This window comes from Pseudomonas sp. NPDC086581, assembly GCF_044746165.1.
In the GTDB taxonomy this organism is placed as follows: domain Bacteria; phylum Pseudomonadota; class Gammaproteobacteria; order Pseudomonadales; family Pseudomonadaceae; genus Pseudomonas.
In genome coordinates this window covers 109,122-132,867 of sequence record NZ_JBIVBR010000002.1, presented here as the reverse complement: position 1 = coordinate 132,867, position 23,746 = coordinate 109,122, and the positions used below count along the sequence as shown (strand labels likewise).

The following is a 23,746-nucleotide window of genomic DNA, read 5'->3' as shown; positions in this document are numbered from 1 at the left end:
GCGGCGGGTCTACGGCGCCAATGGCGGCATGCGGTGATTCTCTGCAAGAGGGCATGGCGTCATGCTGTCCATGACCACACACTCCGTGCCGCAGGTCAATCGCCGGACCAGGGTGAAAGAAACGTCGGTGGTTCGGCGCAAGCCGCGTCGTTGATCGTGCAACTGCCGGTTACGATGGAGGTCACCAGAGCCGAGCATCAAACGGCCCTTACCTTAAGTGCGCAACCGCACCGACGTCGTAGTCCTGGTCTGCGAAGGTTGCAGTCAGACATGCCTCACGGCTTGCGGTGATACAGGCAGCCTCTTCAGGACTCGCCGGGTACCGACAGACGCGGCTTGCTCTGTACGTGCCACCCTGACGCTCGTGTCGGCCGGCCAGGTTTCCGCTGCACTTCCGGAGCAATGCCATGATGTCGCTCCATTTCCGGGCCTTGCGCCGCGACCGATCAAAGCCTCCCTGGGACAGTCTGGCACCGGTTCGAGAAGAACTCTTCGGCATCGAACGGCTCGAACAGCACGCGCAGAGCCTGGCCCTGGCACAACAAGTGACGGATACGCCAAAGCGTGTACTGCCGTTGCATGTGCGCCTGGATGACAACTCCCGTGTCCTGCTGGCTGCCTACCGGGCTAGCGCTGTCGAGTTGGAAAGGGGCAATGGTGTGGTACCGGCTGCCGAGTGGCTGCTGGACAATTACCACATTGTCGAAGAGCAAATCCGCGAGGTCCACGACGACCTGCCGCCTGGCTACTACCGGCAGTTGCCCAAGCTGGCCGATGGGCCGTTCGCCGGCTACCCGCGCGTCTTCGGGCTGGCCTGGGCCTTCGTGGCGCACACCGACAGCCACCTCGATGTTGAACTGCTGCAGCGCTACATCCATGCCTACCAGCGGGTCCAGCCGCTGACTATTGGCGAGCTGTGGGCGGTAGCGATTACCCTGCGCATCGTCCTGATCGAGAACCTGCGGCGCTTGGCCGAGCAGATCAGTGCCGGGCGCATAGCCCGTGCCGATGCCGATGCCCTGGCCGAGCGTCTGCTCTCGCCAGGGCACGCTCGTTCGGCACTGGAGGCGGATATCGCCGCGCGCTCGACCGGTCCGCTTTCCGAGGTGTTCTCGGCCCAACTGGCCAAACGCATGCGCGACCAGGACCCGCGCACGACACCGACACTGGGTTGGCTCGAAGACCGCCTGCACGAACAGGGTGTCAGCGTCGAGGCGGCGGTCCAGCATGCGCAGCAGCGCCTGGGCGCCTCCAATGTCACTGTGCGCAATGTGATCACTAGCATGCGCCTGATCTCCGATATCGACTGGGCACAGCTGTTCGAGAATGTCAGTCTGGTCGACGCGCGGCTGCGCGACGGCAGCAACTTCGCTGCCATGGACTTTCCCACTCGTAACCTCTATCGCAGCGCCATCGAACAGTTGGCGCGCGGCTCGTGTCTGGACGAGCTCCAGGTGGTCGATCACGCCCTGGAGGCTTGCCGTCAGGCCGTTGCCGAACATCCGGACGGCGAAGACTCCCGCCGTGAATTCGATCCCGGATTTCATCTGATTGCTGAAGGTCGCCCGACGCTGGAGCGCGCCATCTGCTTCAGCCCGACGCTGCACCTGCGCCTGAATCGCTTCAGCGTGCGCCTGGGCATGGGCGGCTACATCGGTGCCATCGGCCTGCTCAGCCTGGTGCTGCTGGGATTCGTATCGCATCTGCTGAATCAGCCTGCGTTCTCCTGGGGTTGGATGCTGGCCTTCCTGGCCTGCCTTTTCGTTCCGGTGACCGAAGTGGCCACGGCACTCATCAACCGCTTGGTGACCTGGAGCTTTGGCGCGATCACGCTGCCTGCGCTGGAACTCCTGGCCGGCGTGCCACGGGCGTTGCGCACCGTGGTGGCGGTGCCGACCTTGCTGACCACCGAGGCCGATCTGCTGGAGCAGATCGAGCGGCTGGAGGTCCACCATCTGGCGGGTATCGGCGGTGACCTGACTTTCGTGCTGATTCTCGATGGCGTCGACGCGCCACAGGAGGTCCTGCCCAGTGATGCACCGCTGCTCGATGCTGCGGCTGCGGCCATCGACCGCCTGAATCAGCATTACGGCCCAGGGCCCGGCGGCCAGCGCTTCTTCGTGCTGTTTCGCAGGCGCTGCTTCAACTCTGCCGAGGGCTGTTGGATGGGCTGGGAGCGCAAGCGCGGAAAATTGCATGAACTGAATCGGCTGTTGCGCGGCGCCACCGATACCAGCTTCGTGGCGATTGCCGGAGAGCCGCCGCGAGTGCCGAGCGAGGTACGCTTGGTCATCACCCTCGACGCCGATACCCGCCTGCCCCGCGAGGCGGCTCTGCGCCTTATCGGCAAGATGGGCCACCCGCTTAACCAGCCGCGCTTCGATGCCTTGCAGCAGCGAGTGATCAACGGCCACGCGGTACTCCAGCCGCGGGTGACGCCATCGCTGCCGATGGGCGGGGAGGGGTCGTTGTACCAGCGCGTCTTTTCCGGCCCGGCAGGGATGGACCCCTACGCGGCGGCGGTGTCGGACGTTTATCAGGATCTGTTCGGCGAAGGCTCCTTCACCGGCAAGGGGATCTATGACGTCGATGCCTTCGAGCGCGCGATGGCCGGTCGGGTCGCGGACAATCGACTGCTCAGCCATGATCTGTTCGAAGGCATCTTCGCCCGCGCAGGGCTGGTGTCGGATGTCGAGGTCGTTGAAGAGTCGCCGTCGCGCTTCGATGTGGCGAGCAGGCGCATGCATCGCTGGACCCGCGGCGACTGGCAGCTATTGCCGTGGATGCTCGGCCACTGGCGCGGGCCGCAGGCGATGCCGTTGATCGGCCGCTGCAAGATGCTCGACAATCTGCGACGATCGCTGGTCGCGCCCTTCGCCCTGTCCGGCCTTCTGCTCTGCTGGTGGTTGCCATTGCCCCAGGCGCTGCTGGCCGCGATGTTGGTCATTCTGACCCAGGCGATCCCCCCGTTACTGCCGATCTACTGCGCATTGCTGCCAGCGCGCTCGGGTGTTCGAATACGCAGCCACTTCGCCATGCTCGGTGCCGACTTCCGTCGTGCGTTGCTGCAGATCCTGCTGTCGCTGGCCTTTCTGGCAAACGATGCCTGGAGCATGGTCGATGCCATCTTGCGCACGCTTTGGCGGATGTACGTCAGCCAGCGCAACCTGCTGGAGTGGACCACCGCCGCACAGTCCTCACGCAAGCCGCGCCCCGGCTGGCTCGGCAGCTATCGGCAGATGGCCGGCGGGACGGCCCTCGCCGCATCGGCCGGCATCACCGGGTTGGTATTGCATCCGGCGAACTGGTTGCTGATCCTGCCATTGACCCTGCTCTGGTTAGGCGCGCCTCTGCTCGCGTTCTACAGCAGCAGGCCCACGCAGCCGGCGCGCCGTTCAGGCCTGGAAGAGGATGACGCAACTGCACTGCGCCTGGGCGCACGGCGGACCTGGCGCTTCTTCGAGACCTTCGTCACACCGGCGGACAATCTGCTGCCGCCGGACAACTTCCAGGAGCAGCCCCGGCCTGTGCTGGCTCACCGCACTTCACCTACCAATATTGGCCTTTACCTGCTGTCCGCGGTGGCCGCCCGCGATTTCGGTTGGGCCGGCGGCCTGCAGACGCTGGAGCGCCTCGAAGGCACCCTGGCGGTGCTGGAGAAGCTGCCGCGCAGCCACGGCCATTTCTTCAACTGGTACGGAACCCACGACCTGCGTGCCCTCGAACCGAGGTACCTGTCCTCGGTGGACAGCGGCAACCTGGCTGGGCACCTGATCGTGCTGGCCAACGCGTGCGAGGAGTGGCGCGCCAGCCCGCTGGTGGTGGAAGCGCGCCAGGGCCTGCTCGACACCCTGCATCTGGCACGGCAAGCCGTCGCAAGGCTTCCGCTGGTAGAAGATGTCGCGTTGCTGCAGGTGAAGGAGGACGTGCGGGTGATTCACCGGGCCCTCACCGGCCCACAATCGCTCGACGCCTTGCTGCCCGCCCTCGGGCACCGCGCGGAAAAGGCCGTGCGTTGCGTCGCGGGCCTCGCGCCGGCTGGCGAGGAGGGCGACGACCTGTCGTTCTGGTTCGACGCACTGTGCAGGGCCTTTGCCGAGCACAGCCGAGACCGACGGCATGGCCATGAAAAGACAGTGGACCGTCGCCTTCAGGCCTTGGCCGATACCTCACGGCGGCTGGCACTGGAAATGGATTTCGGTTTCCTACTCAACCAGGAGCGCCAGCTGCTGTCCATCGGCTATTGCGTGGACAACAACCGCCTGGACCCGAGTTGCTACGACCTGCTGGCCTCCGAGGCACGCCTGGCCAGCCTGTTCGCCATCGCCAAGGGCGACCTGCCGACCCGCCACTGGTTCCGCCTGGGCCGCACGGCCACGCCGGTGCCCGGTGGCTCGGCGCTGATCTCCTGGTCCGGTTCGATGTTCGAGTACCTGATGCCCTCGTTGGTCATGCGGGCGCCGGCCGGCAGCCTGCTGGAACAGACCAACCGCCTTGTCGTGGCGCGGCAGCAGGCCTACGGCGCCGCGCTGGGAATCCCCTGGGGCATCTCCGAATCGGCCTACAACGCCCGCGATCTGGAATTCACCTACCAGTATTCGAACTTCGGCGTGCCGGGACTTGGTCTCAAGCGCGGGTTGACCGAAAACGTTGTCATAGCGCCCTATGCCACGGCGCTGGCGGCCATGGTCGATGCGCAAGGGGCGCTGCGCAATTTCGATCACTTGACGGCTGTCGGTGCGCTCGGCCGCTATGGCTTCTACGAGGCTCTGGACTTCACCCGCTCACGCCTGCAGGACGGGGAAAGCGTCGCCATCGTCCGCAGTTTCATGGCCCACCACCAGGGCATGAGCATCGTTGCCATCGCCAATACTCTGCTGCACGGGCGCATGCGCTGCCGCCTGCATCGCGAGCCGATGATCCAGGCCAGCGAACTGCTGTTGCAGGAGCGCGTCCCGCGCGACGTGGCGCAGGGGCATCCCCGCGCCGAGGAAATTACGGTAGCGCCCAGTGACACCATTGCCGATGCGTCCACGTTGCGCCGAGTCGATGCAATGCTCGATGGGCCGCCGATCACTCATCTGCTGTCCAACGGCCGCTACGCATTGATGCTGACTGCCAGCGGTGGCGGCTACAGCCGCTGGGGCGATATCGCAGTGACGCGCTGGCGCGAGGATGCTACCTGCGACGACTGGGGCAGTTTCATCTTCCTGCGCGACCTGCAGAGCGGCGCACTGTGGTCGACCACGGCGCAGCCTGGCGGACAACCGGTGGAGAATGGCGAGGTACTGTTCGACGAGGACCACGCCGAGTTCATCCAGCGCGACGCCGCGCTGCTGACCAACCTGGAGGTACTGGTGTCCGGGGAGGACGACGGCGAGGTGCGGCGGGTGTCGCTGACCAATCATGGTCGCCGTGCCTGCGAAATCGAACTGACTTCCTATGCCGAAGTGGTGCTGGCAACGCCGGCAGCCGATGCCGCGCATCCGGTGTTCTCGCGGATGTTCGTACAGACAGAATACCTTGCCGAGTTCGGCGCCCTGATCGCCACGCGGCGCCTGCGCTCGCCGGACGATCCATCGATATGGGCGGCCCATTTCGCAGTGGTCGAGGGCGAGGTGATCGGCGAGACGCAGTATGAGTCCGACCGCGCTCGCTTCCTCGGCCGCGGCCGAACCCTGCGGGAGGCGCAGGCAGTTCTGAGCCACCGTGCCCTGGGCAACTCCCAGGGCAGCGTGCTCGATCCGATCTTCTCCCTTCGCCAGCGCCTGCGGGTGGCGCCGGGCAAGGTTGCACGGGTCGCATTCTGGACACTGGTAGCCAGTACCCGGGACGCCTTGCTTGACCTGATCGACAAGCATCACGAACGCAACGCCTTCGAACGCGCCAAGACCCTAGCCTGGACCCAGGCCCAGGTGGAATTGCGCGACCTGGGGATCGATGCGGAGGAGGCCGCCGATTTCCAGCGCCTGGCGGCGCCGATTCTCTATGCGGATTATCGCTGGCGGGCACCGCAGGAAGCCCTCCGGCGCGGGGCGGGGCGCCAGTCCGGGCTCTGGCCGCTGGCGATTTCCGGAGATTTACCGATCGTGCTGTTGCGCATCGACGAAGTCGACGATCTGTCGCTGCTGCGGCAACTCCTGCGTGCTCGCGAGTACTGGCGGATGAAGGGCCTGGACGTCGACCTAGTGATCGTCAACGAACGAGCCTCGTCCTATGTCCAGGATCTGCAGACAGCTATCGAAACGGCCGTACGCAGCAGCCCCTCGCGTCAACGCAGGGAGGGCGAGGCCATACGGGGTGCCGTGTACACTTTGCGTGCCGACCTGATGACCGTGGAGGCAAGGGCACTGCTGAACGCCGTGGCGCGGGTCAACCTGCTGGCGCGCCGCGGCTCCATCGCTGCCCACCTGGAGCGCCTGCCGCTGGCCCAGCCGCGGCCGTCTGCCGCCCTGCACTCACCGGTGGCCTTGCCGCTGGTGCCCGCGACCGAGGGAGCGAGCAGTGATGAGCCGCTGGAGTTTTTCAACGGCCTGGGCGGCTTCGCGCTGGGCGGGCGCGAGTACCACATCGCTCTGAACAATGGCCACATGACCCCGGCGCCGTGGATCAATGTGATCGCCAATCCAGCGTTCGGCTTCCAGGTCTCGGCGGAAGGCAGCGGCTACACCTGGGCCGGCAACAGTCGGGACAATCAGCTTAGCCCCTGGTCCAACGACCCGGTCATCGATCCTGCAGGTGAGGCTTTCTACCTGCGCGACGAAGAAAGTCTGGCAGTCTGGGGCGTTACCGCCCAGCCGATCCGCGACGCAGGCTTGTACCGCGCCGCCCATGGTTTCGGCTACAGCCGGTTCAGCCACACGGCCCACGGTATCGAGGCGCAGCTGCTGCAGTACGTGCCGCTGGAAGACCCGCTGAAGATATCGCGGCTGACACTGCGCAATACCTCCGGCCGGCCGCGCCGGCTATCGGTGACAGCTTACGTGGAATGGATACTGGGTACCGCGCGCGGAGCCTGTGCCCCTTTCATCCTGACGGGGGTGGATGTCGACAGCGGCGCGCTACTGGCACGTAACCCATGGAGCATCGCTTATTCCGAGCTGCTGGCTTTCGCAGACCTGGGCGGGCGGCAGAGCAGCTGGACCGCCGATCGCAGCGAATTCATCGGTCCTGCCGGTAGCCTGTCGGCTCCTCGGGCGCTGCTCGGCACCACGGCGTTGTCGGGCGCCAGCGGCGCTGGCTTCGATCCTTGCGCTGCCCTGCAATGCATCGTCGAGCTGGGCGTCGGCGAGTCCGTGGAAGTGCTGGCGTTGCTGGGGCAGGCCGGATCGAACGAGGATGTTAGTCGACTCGTGCTGCGTTACCGCAGTCTTGATCTCGATGCAGTGTTGGCCGACGTGACCCGGTATTGGGAACAACGGCTTGGCGCGGTTCAGGTCCGCACGCCCGATCGCGCCATGGACTTGATGCTCAATGGCTGGCTGCTCTACCAGACCCTGTCGTGCCGCATCCATTCCCGATCGGCGTTCTACCAGGCCAGCGGTGCTTATGGTTTCCGTGACCAGTTGCAGGATGCTCTGGCGTTGTCGTTCGCCTGCCCAGAGCTGACCCGCCACCACCTGCTGCGGGCCGCCGGGCGCCAGTTCGTCGAGGGCGATGTGCAGCACTGGTGGCTGGAACAGACGGGGCAGGGAGTGCGCACGCGAATCTCCGATGACCGGGTCTGGTTGGCCTATGCCTGTGCCAGCTACATCGAGTCATCCGCAGACCTTGCGGTGCTCGACGAAATGCTGCCTTTCCTCGAAGGGCCACAGCTGAATCCTGGCGAGAGCGATACGTTTTTCCAGCCGATGCTTGCGGAGGAGAGCGCCTCGCTGTTCGAACACTGCGCTCGGGGCCTGGACCGGTGCCTGGAGATGACCGGCGCCCACGGCCTGCCACTGATGGGGAGCGGAGACTGGAACGACGGAATGAACCGTGTGGGCGTCGGCGGCCAGGGCGAAAGTGTGTGGCTCGGCTGGTTGCTGTTGCATACCCTGGAGCGCTTCGCTGCCCTGGCCGAGGGGCGGGATGAGGTACGGTCCGTGCGCTGGCGAAAACATTCGGCGGCGCTGCAACTGGCCTTGGAGGAGCATGGTTGGGACGGCCAGTGGTATCGCCGGGCGACCTTCGACGACGGCACCTGGCTCGGTTCGGCGGCCAGCGACGAATGCCGGATCGATTCCATTGCCCAGTCCTGGGCAGTGCTCTGCGGCGGTGCGAATCCCGAGCGTACAGCCACTGCTATGGCGTCGCTGGAGCGCTGGTTGATCCGTCAGGATGAGGGGTTGGCCTTGCTGTTCACTCCCCCCTTCGATCAATCAGCACATGATCCCGGGTACATCAAAGGCTACCCGCCGGGCCTGCGCGAGAACGGCGGGCAATACAGTCATGCGGCGATGTGGAGCATCCTGGCGTTTGCCCGTCTCGGTCAGGGCGACAAGGCGGCCGGGCTGTTCTCCCTGCTCAACCCGATCAACCACACGCGCACGGCGGCAGAGGTTGAGTGCTACAGGATCGAACCCTATGTCGTCGCCGCCGATGTCTATTCCATTGCCCCCCATGTCGGGCGTGGTGGCTGGAGCTGGTATACCGGCTCCGCTGGCTGGATGTACCGAGCGGGGGTGGAGGGAATCCTGGGGCTCCGGCGCGAGGGTGCAAGTCTGGTCATCGATCCGTGTATCCCGCTGGACTGGCCGGGGTTCGACGCCAGCGTAACGGTGGATGGTTGCCATTACAGCATCGTCCTAACCTCGGCCGGGAAGCACTGCCGCGGCATCCAGCGCGCGCTTCTGAATGGCTGTTCACTGGTCTGCGGCGAAAGCCCTGTGCGGGTGCCGCTGGCGGTTGGCGAGCATCGCCTCGAGCTGTTCCTGTAAACGCGTGTCACCCCGCCGTATGGCCTGGACGACGGGGAACGTAGGGTAGCAAGCGGTCGGTTTCCGCCTTCACCACCGCGTAGCACTCGCAACTCAATACCTCCAGGCGCGAGCGGTCCAGCACGGTGATCCGCCCCCGGCTGTACTCGATCACACCTTGCTTCTGCAGTTTGCCGGCCGCTTCGGTGACGCCCTCTCGCCGCACACCGAGCATGTTGGCGATGAGCTCCTGGGTCATGATCAGCTGGTTGCCGGGCAGGCGGTCGAGGGACAGCAGCAGCCAGCGGCAGAGTTGCTGGTCGATGGAGTGATGGCGGTTGCAGACAGCCGTCTGGGCCATCTGAGTGATCAATGCCTGGGTATAGCGGAGCAACAACTGGAGCATGTCGCCGTGGCGGCCGAACTCGTCCTTCATTCGTTGCCCTGCGAGCCGGTAAACGCTGCCGGCGCTTTGCACGATAGCGCGGCCGGGGGTGCTCTCGCCGCCCATGAAGACGGCTATACCGACCAGCCCCTCGTTACCGACCACGGATATCTCGGCCGATGCACCACTTTCCATCACGTACAAAAGCGAAACGATGGAGTCGGTGGGGAAGAACACGTAACGCATCGCATCACCGGGTTCGTAGATCACCTTGCCCAGTTCCAGGCGTTGCAGCTCCAGATGGGGGAAGAGGCGCTCCTGAACCTCTCGGGGGAGTGCGGCCAGTAAATGGTTCTGCGCGGGGGAGGGAGTCTCTCGCATGGCGGCCTCCTCACGGGGCGTATCGCGACTACTCAAGCATACAGTTTCAGGCCTTTACCGGTGGTGCAAAGTTCCCTATCGCACAGACCGGGCTCCCGCTGGCGCGCAGTCTGGAGCTTGCGGCGGCGGATGCTGATCTGGCGCTTTGTACGACCAAGTCATCGCATCTTTTCAGGGATTTTCCATGAACATTGAAGATGGCGATTCCTTCAGTATGTACGAGGGCCATAACGGCGTAGCCGCCGATGACCATTCCTGTCTCGGCCCCCAATTGCTGAGCGCAGATACGCTCATCGAGAGTGACATCTGCAACTTCGAGGACGAAGGTCTTGGCGGCCTCAAGAAAATTATGCTGTATTCGCAAAGTAGGTAAGTTGCCTGCGCCGGGCTGTCGTTCGGCGGATTCCTGGAGATGGGAGAAAAACAGTTTGCAATTCCATGGAGTCTCTTGAGGCTGGATACGGTGAACAAGCGCTTCGTGCTTGATGTTGACCAAGACCGCCTCAGCAGCGCACCGAGGTTCGACTAGGATGATTGGCCGGACATGCAGGGCCCGACATGGGGCGGGATATACATGCTTTATATGAAGCCCGGCCGATTGAGCTGTCATTCCCCAACAATCTCGAAGTATCGACGAGGAATCTCGGGCGAGTTGCCCGGATCACCACGATCCAGTCGCCAATAGCCGACGTCGTGCCATTGGCCCAGATTGAAACCGACTTACTGGAAGGTGCCGATGTGCCGGAAGCCCAGCCGCTCATGCAAACCGACGCAATCCGCGTTGGGCAGCGCGATGTCGACAGAGGCAGCGTTGAATCGCTGCTTGGCGAGTATGTGAAGTAGCTTGCTGTAGAGGTCGCGGCTAACCTCCGCGCGTCGCTCGCTCTCCGCAATTATAGACAGTGACATCCACTTCCGAGCGGTGTGTTGCTCGGGCCCTGTACTGGCTGGCGCAAGCTTAGCCAACCAGACGCCCATCGCGCTCCGCGGCGACAAGGTAGGGTAGGTCTGCTGTGGCGTGACGACGCGCTCCCGTATCTCCTCGCCGCTCGGCGGCAGCTCCTCTGGGGGTCGCCGTGCCGGTCACAACCGGAGCACAGATGGCCTGGATAGCCGCAGCGTCCTCGGGGCCGGCGTCTCTGATTTCGATTCTCATGGCGGCCTCAGATTGGGCGCTGACTCAGGTGGGCGGAAAGTTGCTAGGCGCTCTCCATGCGTTCCGAATAACGATCCGCCAGGAAGCCCTGGCTATTACGCAGCAGGGTGAACTTCACCAGTTTTTCCATGACGTCCACCACGCTATCGTAGTAAGCCGACGGTTTCGCACCCCCGCGTCGTCGAACTCCAGGTAGGCCTTGGGTACCGAGGTTTGGTTGGGAATGGTGAGCTTTTCGCTCGACGACGGACCCAAACTGGAATGGAAACAGGCCGCTCCATTCTTGCTGGGTCATGCTGATTACCCCAGGGGCGATCGATGAGGGGAGTATCAGCGGCGAATCTGAAAGTAGTCTGAAGTCGCTGAGAGCCAGCGGCGGTGGAAACGAAATATCCAGCACGCGCGTTATAAGGGCATTCCACCCATAGGGCTTGGCCGAAGCTCTTTTGGAGCTAGGAGCGATGCACCCTATTCCTTCACTCATGTGGAGGACGAATCATGGCCACACACAAAACGAAAGCTTTCGAACCTTGGAACAAGGGCAAACTGGTCGGCCAGAAAGCACCGCTGAGACTCAGGGACATTTGGGCTATCAGAGTGCGACTGGAAATCGCAAACAAGGAACGTGATCTGGCGCTGTTCAACCTCGCCATCGACAGCAAATTGCGAGCCTGCGATTTAACGAAGCTGCGCGTCAGAGACATCGCTCACGGTGATCATGTATCGACGCGTGCAATCGTCATGCAACAGAAGACCCAGCGGCCGGTCCAGTTCGAAATCACCGCCCAGACGAGAGCATCAGTTGAAGCTTGGATCAGTGCCGCCCACCGTCGCAACGACGATTTCCTTTTTCCCAGTCGTGCTCGACATTCGGCGCACATATCCACGAGGCAGTACGCCCGCATAGTGAAAGCTTGGGTAACGACAATCGGTCTCGACCCCACGCTCTACGAAACCCATACCCTTCGTAGAACCAAAGCATCGCTGATCTATCGCAGAACGAAGAACCTGCGTGCGGTTCAACTGCTGCTAGGCCATACGAAACTGGAGAGCACCGTTCGATACCTCGGGATTGAGGTGGACGACGCTCTAGAAATGGCGGAGCAAACTGAGGTTTGACCTTTTCTCCAGGTTGGCGCCGGGTTTCGAGCCGGCGCCTCTTTGAGTCAGCTAGCGACCCATAGCTGATATCGACAGGTACTAGGTGACACGCCCTTAGGCCCTGTGTTCAACCAAATCGATTGCAGAATCAGAGATAAGGGGGGAGTGTGACCTCATAGCGCCCGAGTTTTGGCGGAAATCCCTTCCCCCGTTCGGTCGTCAGCCGAGGACGGTATGGATGATCGACGATTCACCTCTGGTCTAAACATCGCTACGTGCTTTCTGAGGATGTTGGCGGATGAGCTCTCTACAGAAGCCGCCCCATCTGATCCCCCCTTTTCTGCTCAGCGCTTCAACGAGCTTCGGCGCAACATTGAGTGCTGCGTATTTATTTTGGAGAGCCTACAAGCGAGTCACGGGCATTCACCTGGCATTCAAAAGCAGCCTGAAATTACCCACAGCTCTGGATGGCTCGCAGCGAGAGGTCAGAGTACTGGCGTAAACCTGATTTGGCTGAGCTACCCATCAACTCCACCGTGCGTCGGATAAAAAACGGGTAACGCGAATAATGTGAACGTAGGCGAGGAAGTGCCTTCTACCGCTGCACACGCAGGAGATTAGGCATGGAAACGCTCCGAGGTCCACCCACAGAATGCGTCACATACGTACTCATTCTTGATGATGATTCGACTCTTGCCAGAGTCCTGGGGCTGGCGATGGAAGATTACGGAATCCCCGCCATCGTTCTTGGAAGTGCTGATGATGGACTCGCGTGGATCAATGCAAATCCAAGTCAACTTGCCCTCTTGCTCACTGATATCTCAATGCCAGGAGAAATTGACGGCTTGGAGCTAGCGCGCCAAATTGCGCAGAGATCCCCAAGCATCCCCATTATCATTATGTCAGGCGGCTATTGGAGTAGAGACTTCCCGGCCTACCGCTTTCTCGACAAACCATTTGATCTCACGGCACTCATGACCACAGTAAAAGAGGCTCTTGCTCTTCCACACTAAGCGAGTGGATCGCATGGGCGCCTATCCAAGTAGTTTGAGTAGTTCCTCGGGGGGCAGCCGTCTGTTCTGCGCAAGGTCACGACGATACAGCTCTATCACCTGGCTCGCTTAATTCATTGGTTGAATGCCTGCTTGCTTTGCCGCATGGCACAGCTCTGACCAGACCTTATGCCGAAAGAGGGACCCACCCTCCTCGCGAGACATCGAAGCAGGAATTAGCAGTCTGATCTGTTCGCGTAAGGAGGGAGTCAGCTCTAGGAAGGCTAGGATTGCGAGCTCGATCATTTCACGTTCGGTGTCTTTCATGACTGCTGTCCGGAAGCAAAAATGAAAGTTAAGCGATTGTTTGGGCTGGTCTTCCACGGTTGCGGCGTCTACAACGACCAAAGCCTTTTCAACATAGCTCAGCATCGGAAAATCATCACCAGCTACGCCGCAGAAGAAGCTATGAGCTGCTACGACAGTCCGCTAGTGGCCGATCTCTGCCAGTCGCGACCGACAGAAAGCGACTCTCTGCATCCGTTCTGGAAGTCTCCTGCAGGATTTCCTTAGAAAGTCCATATCCTGATTTTCCTTTTTCCAGCTTAACCCGTAAGCACGCGCAGCGGCCTGAGCGCGCCCGCGCCGCCGGGGCCGGCGGGGCCGGCGGTGCGCCGTTTCTGCGGTCCGGCCTTGCCCAGAAGGCGGGCAAGGCTCCGGAGTTGCGCGTCAGCCGAAGCCATTGCGGCGAATCGCGCGCGGAAGTAGTGGTCGAGCGCTTGCTCATGGGCGGCGCAGCCAGCCAGCTGTTGGCGCAGCTCGAGGCTCCCGGTCGACTTGCGCGCCCATCCATAGAGCCCGTCCAGCCGTGCCGGGCGCATCGCCAGATGGCGCAGCGCCAGGCGCCATGCGTACTCGGCGGAGGCCAGGCGCCTGGCCTTGCGTGCGCTCCACCTATGCGACCAGCGCCTGCCAAGGGTGCTGCCCCAGGTGCGGATCAGCACATACAGCGTCGCGGCCATGCCGACCAGCGCGCCGATCATCAGACAGTGACGGCCCAGCCAGCGGGGCAGAGCCTGCTCGTCGACGAGGGCGAACGGGCTTGGCAGCGCCTGTGCCTGCCGCGCCGAGACCTCGACGCCCGACACGCTTGCCGCCTGGCGCTGGCCAGTCATGTCCCACCAGTGCAACTCGATGGGCGGTAGGGTGAAGTGGCCGGAACGTTCGATCAGGTAGTCGACAGACGCGACTCGGCGGGCGCCGATGAAGCCGCCGCGGCCATCGTGCAGCGACTCGACGCGGGCCGGCAGGGGATAGGTGCGCAACCCGTCGACGCTGGCGAAGACGATGGGCGGCATGGCCTCGGCCTGCGCACCGGTGGCTTCCACCACGACCTCGCGGGTGATCCGCCCACCGACCGCCAGCGGATCGGCGGAGCGGAGGACGCGCTGCGTGACGTTCAGCGCCTCGGCGACCAGCGTCGGCGCGCCGCTGGCAGCGCCCGCCGGCTGATGGGCGGTGAAGGTCAGCGTCGGCAGGCGCACGCTGACCCGGCCGCTCGACTGGCCAGGCTGCACCTGCACGGTCAGTGCCGGGGTGCCGAAAACACCGGCGCGGCGAGGAGAGATCAGGTAGCTGTAGCGCAAACCGAAAAACGGCGTGCCGTCGCGCACCACGCTGAGGTTCTGCTCGGCCTGCTCCGGCATCGTTACCGTGGCGCCGTCCAGGTTCAGCTCGGGCAACTGCGGCGCGGCCCTGAACCAGCTGTCCACCAGCACGTCCACCTGCAGGCGCAGCGTCGCGCCGACCAGTACCGAGTCGGCAGGTTGCAAGTGTTCCTCGATCCGCACTTGAGCTTGATCCGCACACGCCAGCGCACTCATCAGGCACAGATACAGGGCCGGCCATTTCATCGCGGATCCTCGTGGACCTGGGCCGCGCGTGCGTCCTGCAACTGGAATTTGCGGCGCAGGAACTGCGCGGGCGAGGTATCGAGGTTCTGCAGCCAGCGTTCCTCGCTGACGACCCGGTGCTGCAACGTGGCGTCCTTGCCGTTTTGGCCCTTGAGATCCATTTCGACCTTGTCGGCGGACTGCTGCGGCGCATTGGCCTGGGCGTCTTCGTAGTCCTGCTGCAAGGCCAGGGCCAGTTGCAGGTTGGCCTGGGCCTCGGGGAAGACCGGCTGCAGGACCAGCGCCTGGCGATAGGCGGCGATCGCCAGCCCGAAGTGCCAGAGACGGCAGTAGACATTTCCCAGGTAGAAGTACGCAGGCGCCGTCTGCAGGCGCGCGAAGCTTTCCAGCGCCAGCGGATAATCCGCCGCACGGTAGGCTGCCAGCCCTTTCCAGTAGGGATCCTCGAAGCGGGCGGCGGCCTGGGCATAGCGCCCCTGCTCGAAGGCCCAGCGCCCCTGCTGATCGGCGCTCATGAAGGCTTCGTCGAAGGGCTCGGCCCGCGCGCCCTGAGCTTGTCCGGCGAGACCGATGGCCAGCAGCAGCGCCGCCGCCCAGGACAGGTTCCAGCCACGGCGAATGCAGCCCAGGGCGAGCAGCGCAAGCGGCCAGCACAGCCAGTAGCCGGCGTCCTGCCATTGCGGAGCCTGCTCGCCACTGGCGCTGCGCAGGTGCTGTTCGGCGTGACGCTCGATCCAGTCGAGGTCGCCGCTGTCCACCCGGAGGCTGGCGATCGGCGCATCGGCCGCATCGGCGAGCGACTCCAGGGCGTCCTTGTCGAAGCTGCCGAGCAGCGGCCGGCCGTTGCCATCGACCCTGGGCTGGCCCGTGGCGTCGCGCAGCATGCCGCCATCGTACTGGCCCACGGCGAGGATCAGGACCTGCAAGGCGCTGCCGCTCAGGCGTTCGCGGATGGCCTTGAATTGCCCGCGGTCGGCGCCATCGGTGGCGATGACCAGGGTGCCGGGCTGCGCTTCGGTGGCGAGCAGGCGCTGGGCCAGTTCGACCACCGCCAGCAGGTTCTTGCCCGGGTGCTCGATCATGCCGCTGCTCAACGCCTGGCCGAAGCTGTCCAGCAGCTCCGTGTCGGCGGTGGGTGGCAATACCAGGTGCGCGCTCCCGGCGAAGGCGATCAAGCAGGTCCGGGCGCCGGCCCGTCGATGCACCAGTTCGCGCAGCTTGTAGCGCGCCGCGTCGAGGCGGGTGGGCGGCACATCCGAGGCGTCCATCGAGGCCGACAGGTCGAGGGCGAAGATCAGCGGCGCGCGGTCTTCCAGGAAAGCCGGACGGTCCTGCTTCCAGGTCGGCCCGGCGGCCGCCAGGGCACCGCCGAGCAGCAGGGCACTGATTAGGTGGATTGGCCGCAGGCGTCGACCCTGCTCGCCACCGAGCAGCAGATGCCGCGACAGGTGCGCGGCTATGCCCGCTCCCTCGATGCCGGGGGCGCGGCGGCGAGCGCGCCGGATCAGCGGCAGCAGGAAGCCCGGCAGCATGGCCAGCAGCCAGATCGGGCGCAGGAAGTGAAAGGCGCTCAGGTCCATCGGTCACTCCGCGCGCGTGCACCGGCGAGCGCAGCCAGCGAGTGGCCCAGCAGCAGCGCCAGGAGCGCGCCGCCCAGCGGTAGCCAGAACAGATCGTGGCGCGGTTGCCTGATAAGGGTCGCCACGTGACGCGGGGTCATGCGGTCGAGGCTGGCGTAGACCTGTTCCAGCGCCTGGCTGTCTTGGGCGCGCAGCAATTGCCCGCCGGTGGCGTCGGCGATCTGCCGCAGGGCCTCGAAGTCGACCTTCTCCTCACCGCTGGTATTCGGGTCGCCAATGCCGATGCAGTGCACGCGGATGCCGTGTTGCGCGGCCATCTGCGCGGCCCGCAGCGGGGCCACGGCGCTGCCGTTGTCACTGCCGTCGGTGAGCAGGATAAGCACCTTGTCCGTGGCGGTGGAGTGCTCGAACTGACGAATCGCCAGGCCGATGGCATCGCCTATGGCGGTGTTCGGACCGGCCATGCCGACGTCGGCTTCGTCGAGCAGCAGTTTCAGGCTGGCGTGATCCATCGTCAGCGGCGCCTGCGCAAACGCGGCGGTACCGAACAGAATCAGCCCCAGGCGGTCGTCCTGACGGTGCTGGATGAACCCCTTTACCACGCGCTTGACGGCGCTCAGGCGGTCCGTCCGCGCTCCTGAGCGGTCACTGAAGTCGCGGGTTTCCATGGACTGCGAAATGTCGATGGCGAGCATCAGGTCGCGCAGCGGCACCGTGCGCTGCAACGGCTTGTCGACCCACACCGGCCGCGCCAGGGCGATCAGCAGCAGACCCCAGACCAGCAGGTTGAGCGGCAGCTGCCAGCGGCTGGCGCCATCGCTCAGCGGCCGGGAGCGCTGGCCCAGCGTGGTGGCTATGGCGGTGAAGAACGGGATGCGCAGGGCCAGGCGGACTTCGCGGTATTCCGGCAGGCAGCGCCAGGCCAGCCAGGGCAACGGCGCTGCCAGCAACAGCCAGGGATAGTCAAACTGCCACATGATGGCTCTCCACCCAGCGACGGCACTGCCCCAGCAGGGTTGCGCACTGGGCCGCGTCGAGCCCCTCGAGGTAGTCCGCGGGTGCATAGGCGAGCAGCGCCAGGCGCTCGGCGAAGTCCGCCGGCAGGCGTTCCGGGCAACAACGCTGCAGCAAGGCCTGCCAGTCCGCGCCCCCCAACGTCGCGGCGGGTGAGGCGTCCGGCATCGACAGGGCGACGCGCTTGAGCAGCGCCGGCAATTCGCGTAACACCGTGCGATCGTCTGGCAGCGCTCGTTCCACGTACACCAGGCACGCCAGGGCTTCGCGGCGGTAAGCGTCGTGAAGCCAGCGCCGGTAGCGCCGCGCCAGTTGGCCGAGCAGGGCGGCGCCCAGCAGCGCGGCGAGCAGCAGCCAGCCCCAGGTCTGCGGGTAATAGGGTGGCGGCGCCGGCAACGGCAGTTCGCGCAACTGCGCGAGGCTGGCCATGGTCATCCTTGCCACCCTGCTTGTGCGCCAAGCTGCCTGCGCAACTGCGCGAGGGCCGGCTCGGCGGTGCTGAAGCGCAGGCTGGGCACCCGGCTCCGGCACAGCAGTTCGCCGACCGCATCGAGGCGTGCGCGGAGCAGTTCGGCGAGCACCTGGCGAACGGCTCGATTACCCAGCGGGAGGTCCAGCGCGGATTCACCCTGCGTCACCCGCAGACGCTGGCGGACGATTGGCGCCAGCGCTCGCGGGTCATAGACCTGCAGGGCGATAAGCTGGTTGCGCGCGGCGAGCTGGCGCAACAGCAGGCCAGTGCGCTCGCCGGCGCCGGCGAAGTCGCTGACCAGGCAGATCAACTGGTCGTGGCGAGCCAGCTTCAGGCATTCGAGCAGGACCTCGTCCAGGCGCGCCGCGCTGTCGATAGCTGGGTTGCCGGCGTGCAGCTCATGGTTCTGCCTGACCAGGCCGGCGCACAGGCGCTCCACCTGGCGGCGGCCCCGGCGCGGAGCGATCAGGTCGATGCGCTGGTCGTTGAACAGCAGGCCGCCGACCCGGTCGCCGCCGTACAGGGCGATCCAGCCGCAGAGCGCGCCAAGCTCGCAGGCCAGCGCGGACTTCAGGCTGCGGCAGCTGCCGAAGAACATGCTCATGCGCTGGTCGACCAGAATCAGCGCCGGGCGCTCGCGGTCTTCGCTGTAGCTGCGCACGTGCGGGTGGCCGGTGCGCAGGGTCAGGCGCCAGTCCACCTGGCGGAGGTCGTCGCCGGGCTGGTAGTGGCGCAGTTCCTCGAAACTCAGGCCGCGCCCACGCAGGCGCGAGCCGTGATGACCGACCAGCCGGCTGCCGGCGCGCTGTGGGACGCAGAAGCCGAGACCGCGGGCATGCGCTTGATGGCCGATCAACTGCGCCAGCGACACGTACGCCAGCCCGTCGATGTCACTGCTCAGCGGCATGACCGGCCCCTCATGCGGGAATCGGCACCAGGTCTAGCAGGCGATCGAGCACCTGGTCGGCATCGACCCCGTCGGCCAGCGCATCGAAGGACAGGCTCAGTCGATGGCGCAGCACCGGATGGAGCATGGCGCGGACGTTGTCCGGGGTGACGAACGCCTGCCCGTGCAACCAGGCGTGGGCGCGCGCGGCGCGATCCAGGCCGAGCGTGCCGCGCGGGCTGGCGCCGACCGCGAGCCAGCGGCGCAGCTGCGGATCGTAGGCGTCGGGATGCCGGGTGGCGCTCACCAGGTCGAGCAGATAGTCGTCGATGGCGGGCGCCACATAGACACCGCTGACTTCGCGCCGCGCCTGCAACAGCACCTCCGGGTCCAGCGGCGCCGGTTCGTCCTGCCGGGAAGCCGCGGCGCCCTCGAGCGCCTGCTCTTCCTCGCGCAACAGGCGCAGCATCTGCGCCTCGTCCCGCGGTTCGGGATAGTCGAGCAGGACCTTCATGAGGAAGCGGTCCAGCTGGGCCTCGGGCAGGGGATAGGTGCCTTCCTGTTCCACCGGGTTCTGCGTGGCCAGCACCATGAACAGCGGCGGCATGCGGTGGGAGTGCCCGGCGACGGTGATCTGCCGTTCTTCCATGGCCTCCAGCAGGGCCGACTGGACCTTGGCCGGTGCGCGGTTGATCTCGTCGGCGAGGATCAGATTGCCGAACAGCGGGCCGGGCTGGAAGCGGATGTCCTGGCGGCCTTCGGCCTGGTGCAGCACCTCGGCGCCGGTGATGTCCGAGGGCAGCAGGTCGGGTGTGAACTGGATGCGGCTCATGCGTGCATCGAGGTGCCGGGCCAGTGCCTTTACCGTGCGCGTCTTGGCCAGGCCGGGGAGCCCCTCGAGGAGCAGGTGACCGTTGGCCAGCAGGCCCAGCAGGATCTGCCGGATGGCCCGACCCTGGCCCAGCACGGCAAGCGCCAGCGACCGTTCCAGCTCGAGTATTCGATTGCGCACGCTCACCGCTTGTCTCCCCCTCACGGGATGGCTTTGTCGCCCCATAGATAGCGCACCCGGCGCGCCGGATGGGCCCCCCGGGCCGGGGGGGGGTGGGTCAGAATTGCGCATCGTCCAGCCGCAGCGCCGAGTCGCCGCCGTGCCGCACCACCTGCGCCAACGCCGGAGCCCGCACCAGCAGGTGCTCGGCGTAGAACCGCGCGGTCGCCAGCTTGGCGTCCAGGAAGGCGGCGTCGCTGCCGCCTTGAGCCAGTCGCTGCTGCGCCGCCAGCGCCGAGCGCGCCATCTGCCAGCCGCCGGCGACCAGGCCGAGCAGTTCGAGCAGGGGCACCGAACCGAACAGCACCGCTTGGGGCTGGCTGTCGAAGCCGGCGACGATGTAGGCCACCGCGTCCTTCAGCGCCGCGATAGCCCGGCCCAGGCCATCGGCGAGGGACGCCAGAGACGCCGCGTCGGCGGCGCGCAACTGCTGTTCGACCGTGCTCATCCGCCCGATCAGCGCGTCGATGGCACGGCCCTGGTCACGGGCGATCTTGCGCCCCACCAGATCGGCGGCCTGGATGCCGGTGGTGCCTTCGTAGATGGTGGTGATGCGGGCGTCGCGCAGGTGCTGGGCGGCGCCGGTTTCCTCGATGAAGCCCATGCCGCCGTGGATCTGTACGCCCAGGGAGGCGATGTCCACCGCGTTCTCGGTGGCGCAGCCCTTGATCACCGGGATCATCAGGTCGACGAAAGCCTGGTTGCGCTGGCGTTCCTCGGCGTCGTCGTGGGCATGCGCGTAATCCATCGCCAGGGCCACCTCGGCGGCCAGCGCGCGCATGGCCTCGATGCGCGATTTCATCGACAGCAGCATGCGCCGCACATCCGGATGGCGGATGATCGCGACTTTCTCGCGGCTACCCGGCGCGCTGCCCTGTACCCGCTCGCGGGCGTAGGCGAGGGCGCGTTGGTAGGCGCGTTCGGCCAGGCCGATGCCTTCGATACCGACCGAGAAGCGCGCGGCGTTCATCATGATGAACATGGTTTCCAGGCCCCGGTTCTCTTCACCCACCAACCAACCGCTGGCGCCGCCCTGGTCGCCGAAAGCGAGTACCGCGGTGGGGCTGCCGTGGATGCCGAGTTTGTGCTCGATGGACACGCAGCGTACATCGTTGCGCACCCCAGGCTGGCCGTTGGCGTCGAGCAGAAACTTTGGCACGACGAACAGCGAGATACCTTTCACGCCGTCCGGTGCACCTGGGACGCGGGCGAGTACCAGGTGGACGATGTTGTCCGTCAGGTCGTGCTCGCCATAGGTGATGAAAATCTTCTGCCCGAACACTTTATAGCTGCCGTCGGCCTGCGGCTCGGCGCGGCTGCGCACGGCGGCGAGATCCGAGCCGGCCTGCGGTTCGGTGAGGTTCATGGTGCCGGTCCACTCACCGCTCACCAGCTTGGGTAGCCACGTTCGCTTGAGTGGTTCGGAGCCACGCAGCTCGATGGCCTCGATGGCGCCACGGGTGAGCATGGAGCACAGGCCGAAGGAGACGTTGGCGCCGTTCCACATTTCCTCGACCAGCGCCGAGACCAGCCGCGGCACGCCCTGGCCGCCAAACTCAGGCGAGCAGGAGAGGGCATTCCAGCCGCCCTCGACGAACTGCCGGTAGGCCTTGCGCCAGCCGTCGGCCGTGCGCACCTCGCCGGCCTCCCAGCGCGCGCCCTGGCGGTCGCCGATGACGTTGAGCGGCGCCAGGACGCCCTGGGCGAAGCGCGCGGCTTCATTAAGAATGGCGTCGACCAGCTCGCCGTTCATCTCTTCCTGACCGGGCAGGCGGTTAAGCGTATCGAGCAATTGCAGGTCACCCAGAACGAACTGCATGTCGCGCAGCGGGGCGGTGTAGTCACTCATGGCGAAGCTCCTGTTCAAATCGACTGCCGTAGCAGGGCGGCGCGGTCAGGGGGTAACGATGTTGAACTGCGGCGGGAAGCTGTCGAGCATGCCGAAGAAGCCGCCCAGCATCTTGCCGTCGCCTTCGAGCTTGATCTCGCCCTGCTTGATCGCGGTGGGGAAGTCCAGCTTGCGCAGGCTGATCTGGTCGAGGGTCGACTTGGCCAGCTTGATCGTCACGTTCGCGCTGGGGCTGGTCTGATTGTCGCGGTGGGTCAGCACGCCATTGCGGAGGGTCACCGCGTAGGATTGGCCAAGGTCCTCGAAAACCCAGTTCATGACCATGTCGTGGCCCTGCGCCTTGTCCGAGTCCAGGCGGATCGCCAGGAAGTCGAAGAACTGGCTCGGCTCCATGTTCTTCACCAGGTCGACCTTGGTGGCGCTGGAGTCATAGGTGGGCACGCCGTGGCGCAGCTCCATGGCCCCGGTCAGGTAGATGTTGCGCCAGAGGGCGTTTTCCGTTTGATAGCCCAGTTGCTCCAGGGCATCGGCCTGGAGTGACTTGGCCTGCTGGTTCTGTGGCTGGGCGAAGACCAGGTGGTTGCCCAGTGTCGCCGCCCAGCGGTAGTCGCCTTTGTCCATCGCAGCGCGCATCAGTTTCTCCACCGCGGCGCCGCCGCCCAGTGCGTCGACGTAGTGCGTCGCTGCCTCTTCCGGGGTGAGCGGGTCGAGATTGGCCGGGTTGCCGTCGTAGTAACCCAGGTAGCGCTGGTATACCGCGCGGGAGTTGTGGCTGAGCGAGCCGTAGTAGCCACGGGTGTACCACTTCTGCTCCAGGGCGCCGGGCAGCTTGTCCATCTTCTGCGCGATCTCGGTGGAGGTCAGCCCCTGGTTCATCAGGTGCAGGGTGCGGTCGTTGAGGAAGGCATACATGTCGCGCTGGTCGGCGAGCAGGGTGCGGACGCGTTCGCCGCCCCAGGTCGGCCAGTTGTGCGAGACGAACATCACGTCGGTCTTGTCGCCGTAGCGCTCCAGGCTGACATCCAGGTACTGCGACCAGGCCTTGGCATCGCGCACCAGCGCGCCGCGCGGGGTGAGGATGTTGTGCATCATCTGTGTGCTGTTCTCGGACATGCACAGCGCGCGCAATTGCGGGAAGTAGAAGTTCATTTCCGCCGGAGCTTCGGTGCCGGGGGTGAGCTGGAATTCGATGTCGATTCCGCCGACCGTGCGGGTTTCGTAGTGGTCCTTGATCAGGTCGGTCGGCTCGATCAGGGTGAAGGTGCCGCCGGACGGCACCGCCTTGCCCATCCCGACATCCACTTGGCCACGTTCGTTGCGCGGCAGGAAACTCCCGAACTGGTACTGCGCGCGGCGGCTCATGGCGGTGCCGGCGAAGATGTTCTCGCTGATGGCATGTTCGGTGAAGCCGGAGGGCGCGAAGATTTTCACCTTGCCGCTTTTCACATCGGCTTCATCGACTACCCCGCGCACGCCACCGAAGTGATCGAGGTGGCTATGGCTGTAAGCAACGCCAACGATGGGCTTCTTCGGTCGGTGCTGGTAGTAGAGCTCCAGCGCGGCGCGGGCCGTTTCGGCGTAGGTCAGCGGGTCGATCACGAAGAGACCGTCCTTGCCCTCGACGATGGTCATGTTGGACACGTCCATGCCGCGCAACTGGTAGATGTGCTCGGCGACCTGGAACAGCCCGGCGTGGTTGTTCAGTTGCGCGAGCCGCCAGAGGCTGGGGTTGACGGTGTCCGGCGCCTTGTCGGCGTCCAGGAAGGCGTAGCGTTTGGCATCCCAGATAACCTTGCCGTCGGCGTTCTTGATCTGCCCGTCGAAGGGCGCCACCAGTCCGCGGGTGACCGACTGGTAATCGGTGCGGTCGGTGAACGGCAGGTGCTGCATGACCTCGGCATTTTTGGCGACGGTGCTCGCGCTGGCCGCTTCGCCATCACGGCTTTCGGCCGCCGGCAGCGCTTGGCTGAGGCTGGCGGCGACGACCAGGGCGAGCAGGGAAGGGGGCAGAATCTGGAAGGACTTCTTCATACGCAACTCCGTGTTTTTTGTTCTTTGAGAGCGCTCGA

At 65.0% G+C, this 23,746-nt stretch carries 14 protein-coding genes and 1 pseudogene; 4 read left to right on the top strand and 11 right to left on the bottom strand.

What is annotated here, in order from left to right; all coding sequences use genetic code 11:
- Positions 1-407 precede the first annotated feature (407 nt).
- A complete protein-coding gene (locus ACIPK7_RS04755; protein ID WP_401085852.1) occupies positions 408-8,918 on the top strand; it encodes a GH36-type glycosyl hydrolase domain-containing protein in 8,511 nt (2,836 codons plus the stop codon).
- 7 nt (positions 8,919-8,925) lie between these two features.
- On the opposite strand, the gene ACIPK7_RS04750 is transcribed toward ACIPK7_RS04755, so the two are convergent.
- Both ACIPK7_RS04750 and ACIPK7_RS04745 read right to left on the bottom strand, forming a co-directional pair.
- Entirely contained in the window at positions 8,926-9,663 is a 738-nt protein-coding gene (locus ACIPK7_RS04750; RefSeq protein ID WP_192319026.1) for a Crp/Fnr family transcriptional regulator, read from the bottom strand.
- Between the two features lie 46 nt (positions 9,664-9,709).
- Positions 9,710-10,159 (bottom strand): hypothetical protein, encoded by a 450-nt coding sequence (locus ACIPK7_RS04745; RefSeq protein ID WP_401085849.1) that lies wholly within the window; start codon positions 10,157-10,159, stop codon positions 9,710-9,712.
- Positions 10,160-10,221: 62 nt separating this feature from the next.
- On the opposite strand from ACIPK7_RS04745, the gene ACIPK7_RS04740 reads away from it, so the two are divergent.
- Complete coding sequence (locus ACIPK7_RS04740; protein ID WP_192290374.1) at positions 10,222-10,506, top strand: hypothetical protein; 285 nt, start codon at positions 10,222-10,224, stop codon at positions 10,504-10,506.
- Between the two features lie 356 nt (positions 10,507-10,862).
- Here ACIPK7_RS04740 and ACIPK7_RS04735 read toward each other — a convergent pair.
- Positions 10,863-11,047 (bottom strand): annotated as a pseudogene (locus ACIPK7_RS04735) (arsenical resistance protein ArsH); the annotation flags it as partial.
- Between the two features lie 270 nt (positions 11,048-11,317).
- Between ACIPK7_RS04735 and ACIPK7_RS04730 the strand changes: the two are divergent.
- A complete protein-coding gene (locus tag ACIPK7_RS04730) occupies positions 11,318-11,938 on the top strand; it encodes a tyrosine-type recombinase/integrase (protein ID WP_401085846.1) in 621 nt (206 codons plus the stop codon).
- A 605-nt stretch (positions 11,939-12,543) separates the two neighbouring features.
- The gene (locus tag ACIPK7_RS04725) at positions 12,544-12,933 is read left to right on the top strand and encodes a response regulator (RefSeq protein WP_192290372.1); all 390 of its coding nucleotides are present in this window, start codon (positions 12,544-12,546) and stop codon (positions 12,931-12,933) included.
- Between the two features lie 584 nt (positions 12,934-13,517).
- Here ACIPK7_RS04725 and ACIPK7_RS04720 read toward each other — a convergent pair.
- The 8 genes from ACIPK7_RS04720 to ACIPK7_RS04685 form a co-directional block, all read right to left on the bottom strand.
- Complete coding sequence (locus tag ACIPK7_RS04720; RefSeq protein ID WP_401085842.1) at positions 13,518-14,825, bottom strand: hypothetical protein; 1,308 nt, start codon at positions 14,823-14,825, stop codon at positions 13,518-13,520.
- The gene (locus ACIPK7_RS04715; RefSeq protein ID WP_401085839.1) at positions 14,822-16,405 is read right to left on the bottom strand and encodes a VWA domain-containing protein; all 1,584 of its coding nucleotides are present in this window, start codon (positions 16,403-16,405) and stop codon (positions 14,822-14,824) included. The genes ACIPK7_RS04720 and ACIPK7_RS04715 overlap by 4 nt, the downstream gene beginning before the upstream one ends.
- Positions 16,396-17,382, bottom strand: a complete 987-nt coding sequence (locus ACIPK7_RS04710) for a vWA domain-containing protein (RefSeq protein WP_401085836.1) — start codon at positions 17,380-17,382, stop codon at positions 16,396-16,398. Before ACIPK7_RS04710 ends, ACIPK7_RS04715 begins: the two co-directional genes overlap by 10 nt.
- A complete protein-coding gene (locus ACIPK7_RS04705) occupies positions 17,369-17,848 on the bottom strand; it encodes a DUF4381 domain-containing protein (RefSeq protein ID WP_401085833.1) in 480 nt (159 codons plus the stop codon). Before ACIPK7_RS04705 ends, ACIPK7_RS04710 begins: the two co-directional genes overlap by 14 nt.
- A 2-nt stretch (positions 17,849-17,850) precedes the next feature.
- Positions 17,851-18,798 (bottom strand): DUF58 domain-containing protein, encoded by a 948-nt coding sequence (locus tag ACIPK7_RS04700; protein WP_401085830.1) that lies wholly within the window; start codon positions 18,796-18,798, stop codon positions 17,851-17,853.
- A 10-nt stretch (positions 18,799-18,808) separates the two neighbouring features.
- Entirely contained in the window at positions 18,809-19,795 is a 987-nt protein-coding gene (locus ACIPK7_RS04695) for a MoxR family ATPase (protein WP_318652856.1), read from the bottom strand.
- 91 nt (positions 19,796-19,886) lie between these two features.
- Positions 19,887-21,677, bottom strand: coding sequence for an acyl-CoA dehydrogenase (locus ACIPK7_RS04690; protein ID WP_401085827.1), 1,791 nt, complete (start codon positions 21,675-21,677; stop codon positions 19,887-19,889).
- Between the two features lie 45 nt (positions 21,678-21,722).
- Positions 21,723-23,708, bottom strand: a complete 1,986-nt coding sequence (locus ACIPK7_RS04685; protein WP_401085824.1) for an alkyl/aryl-sulfatase — start codon at positions 23,706-23,708, stop codon at positions 21,723-21,725.
- Positions 23,709-23,746: the final 38 nt, after the last annotated feature.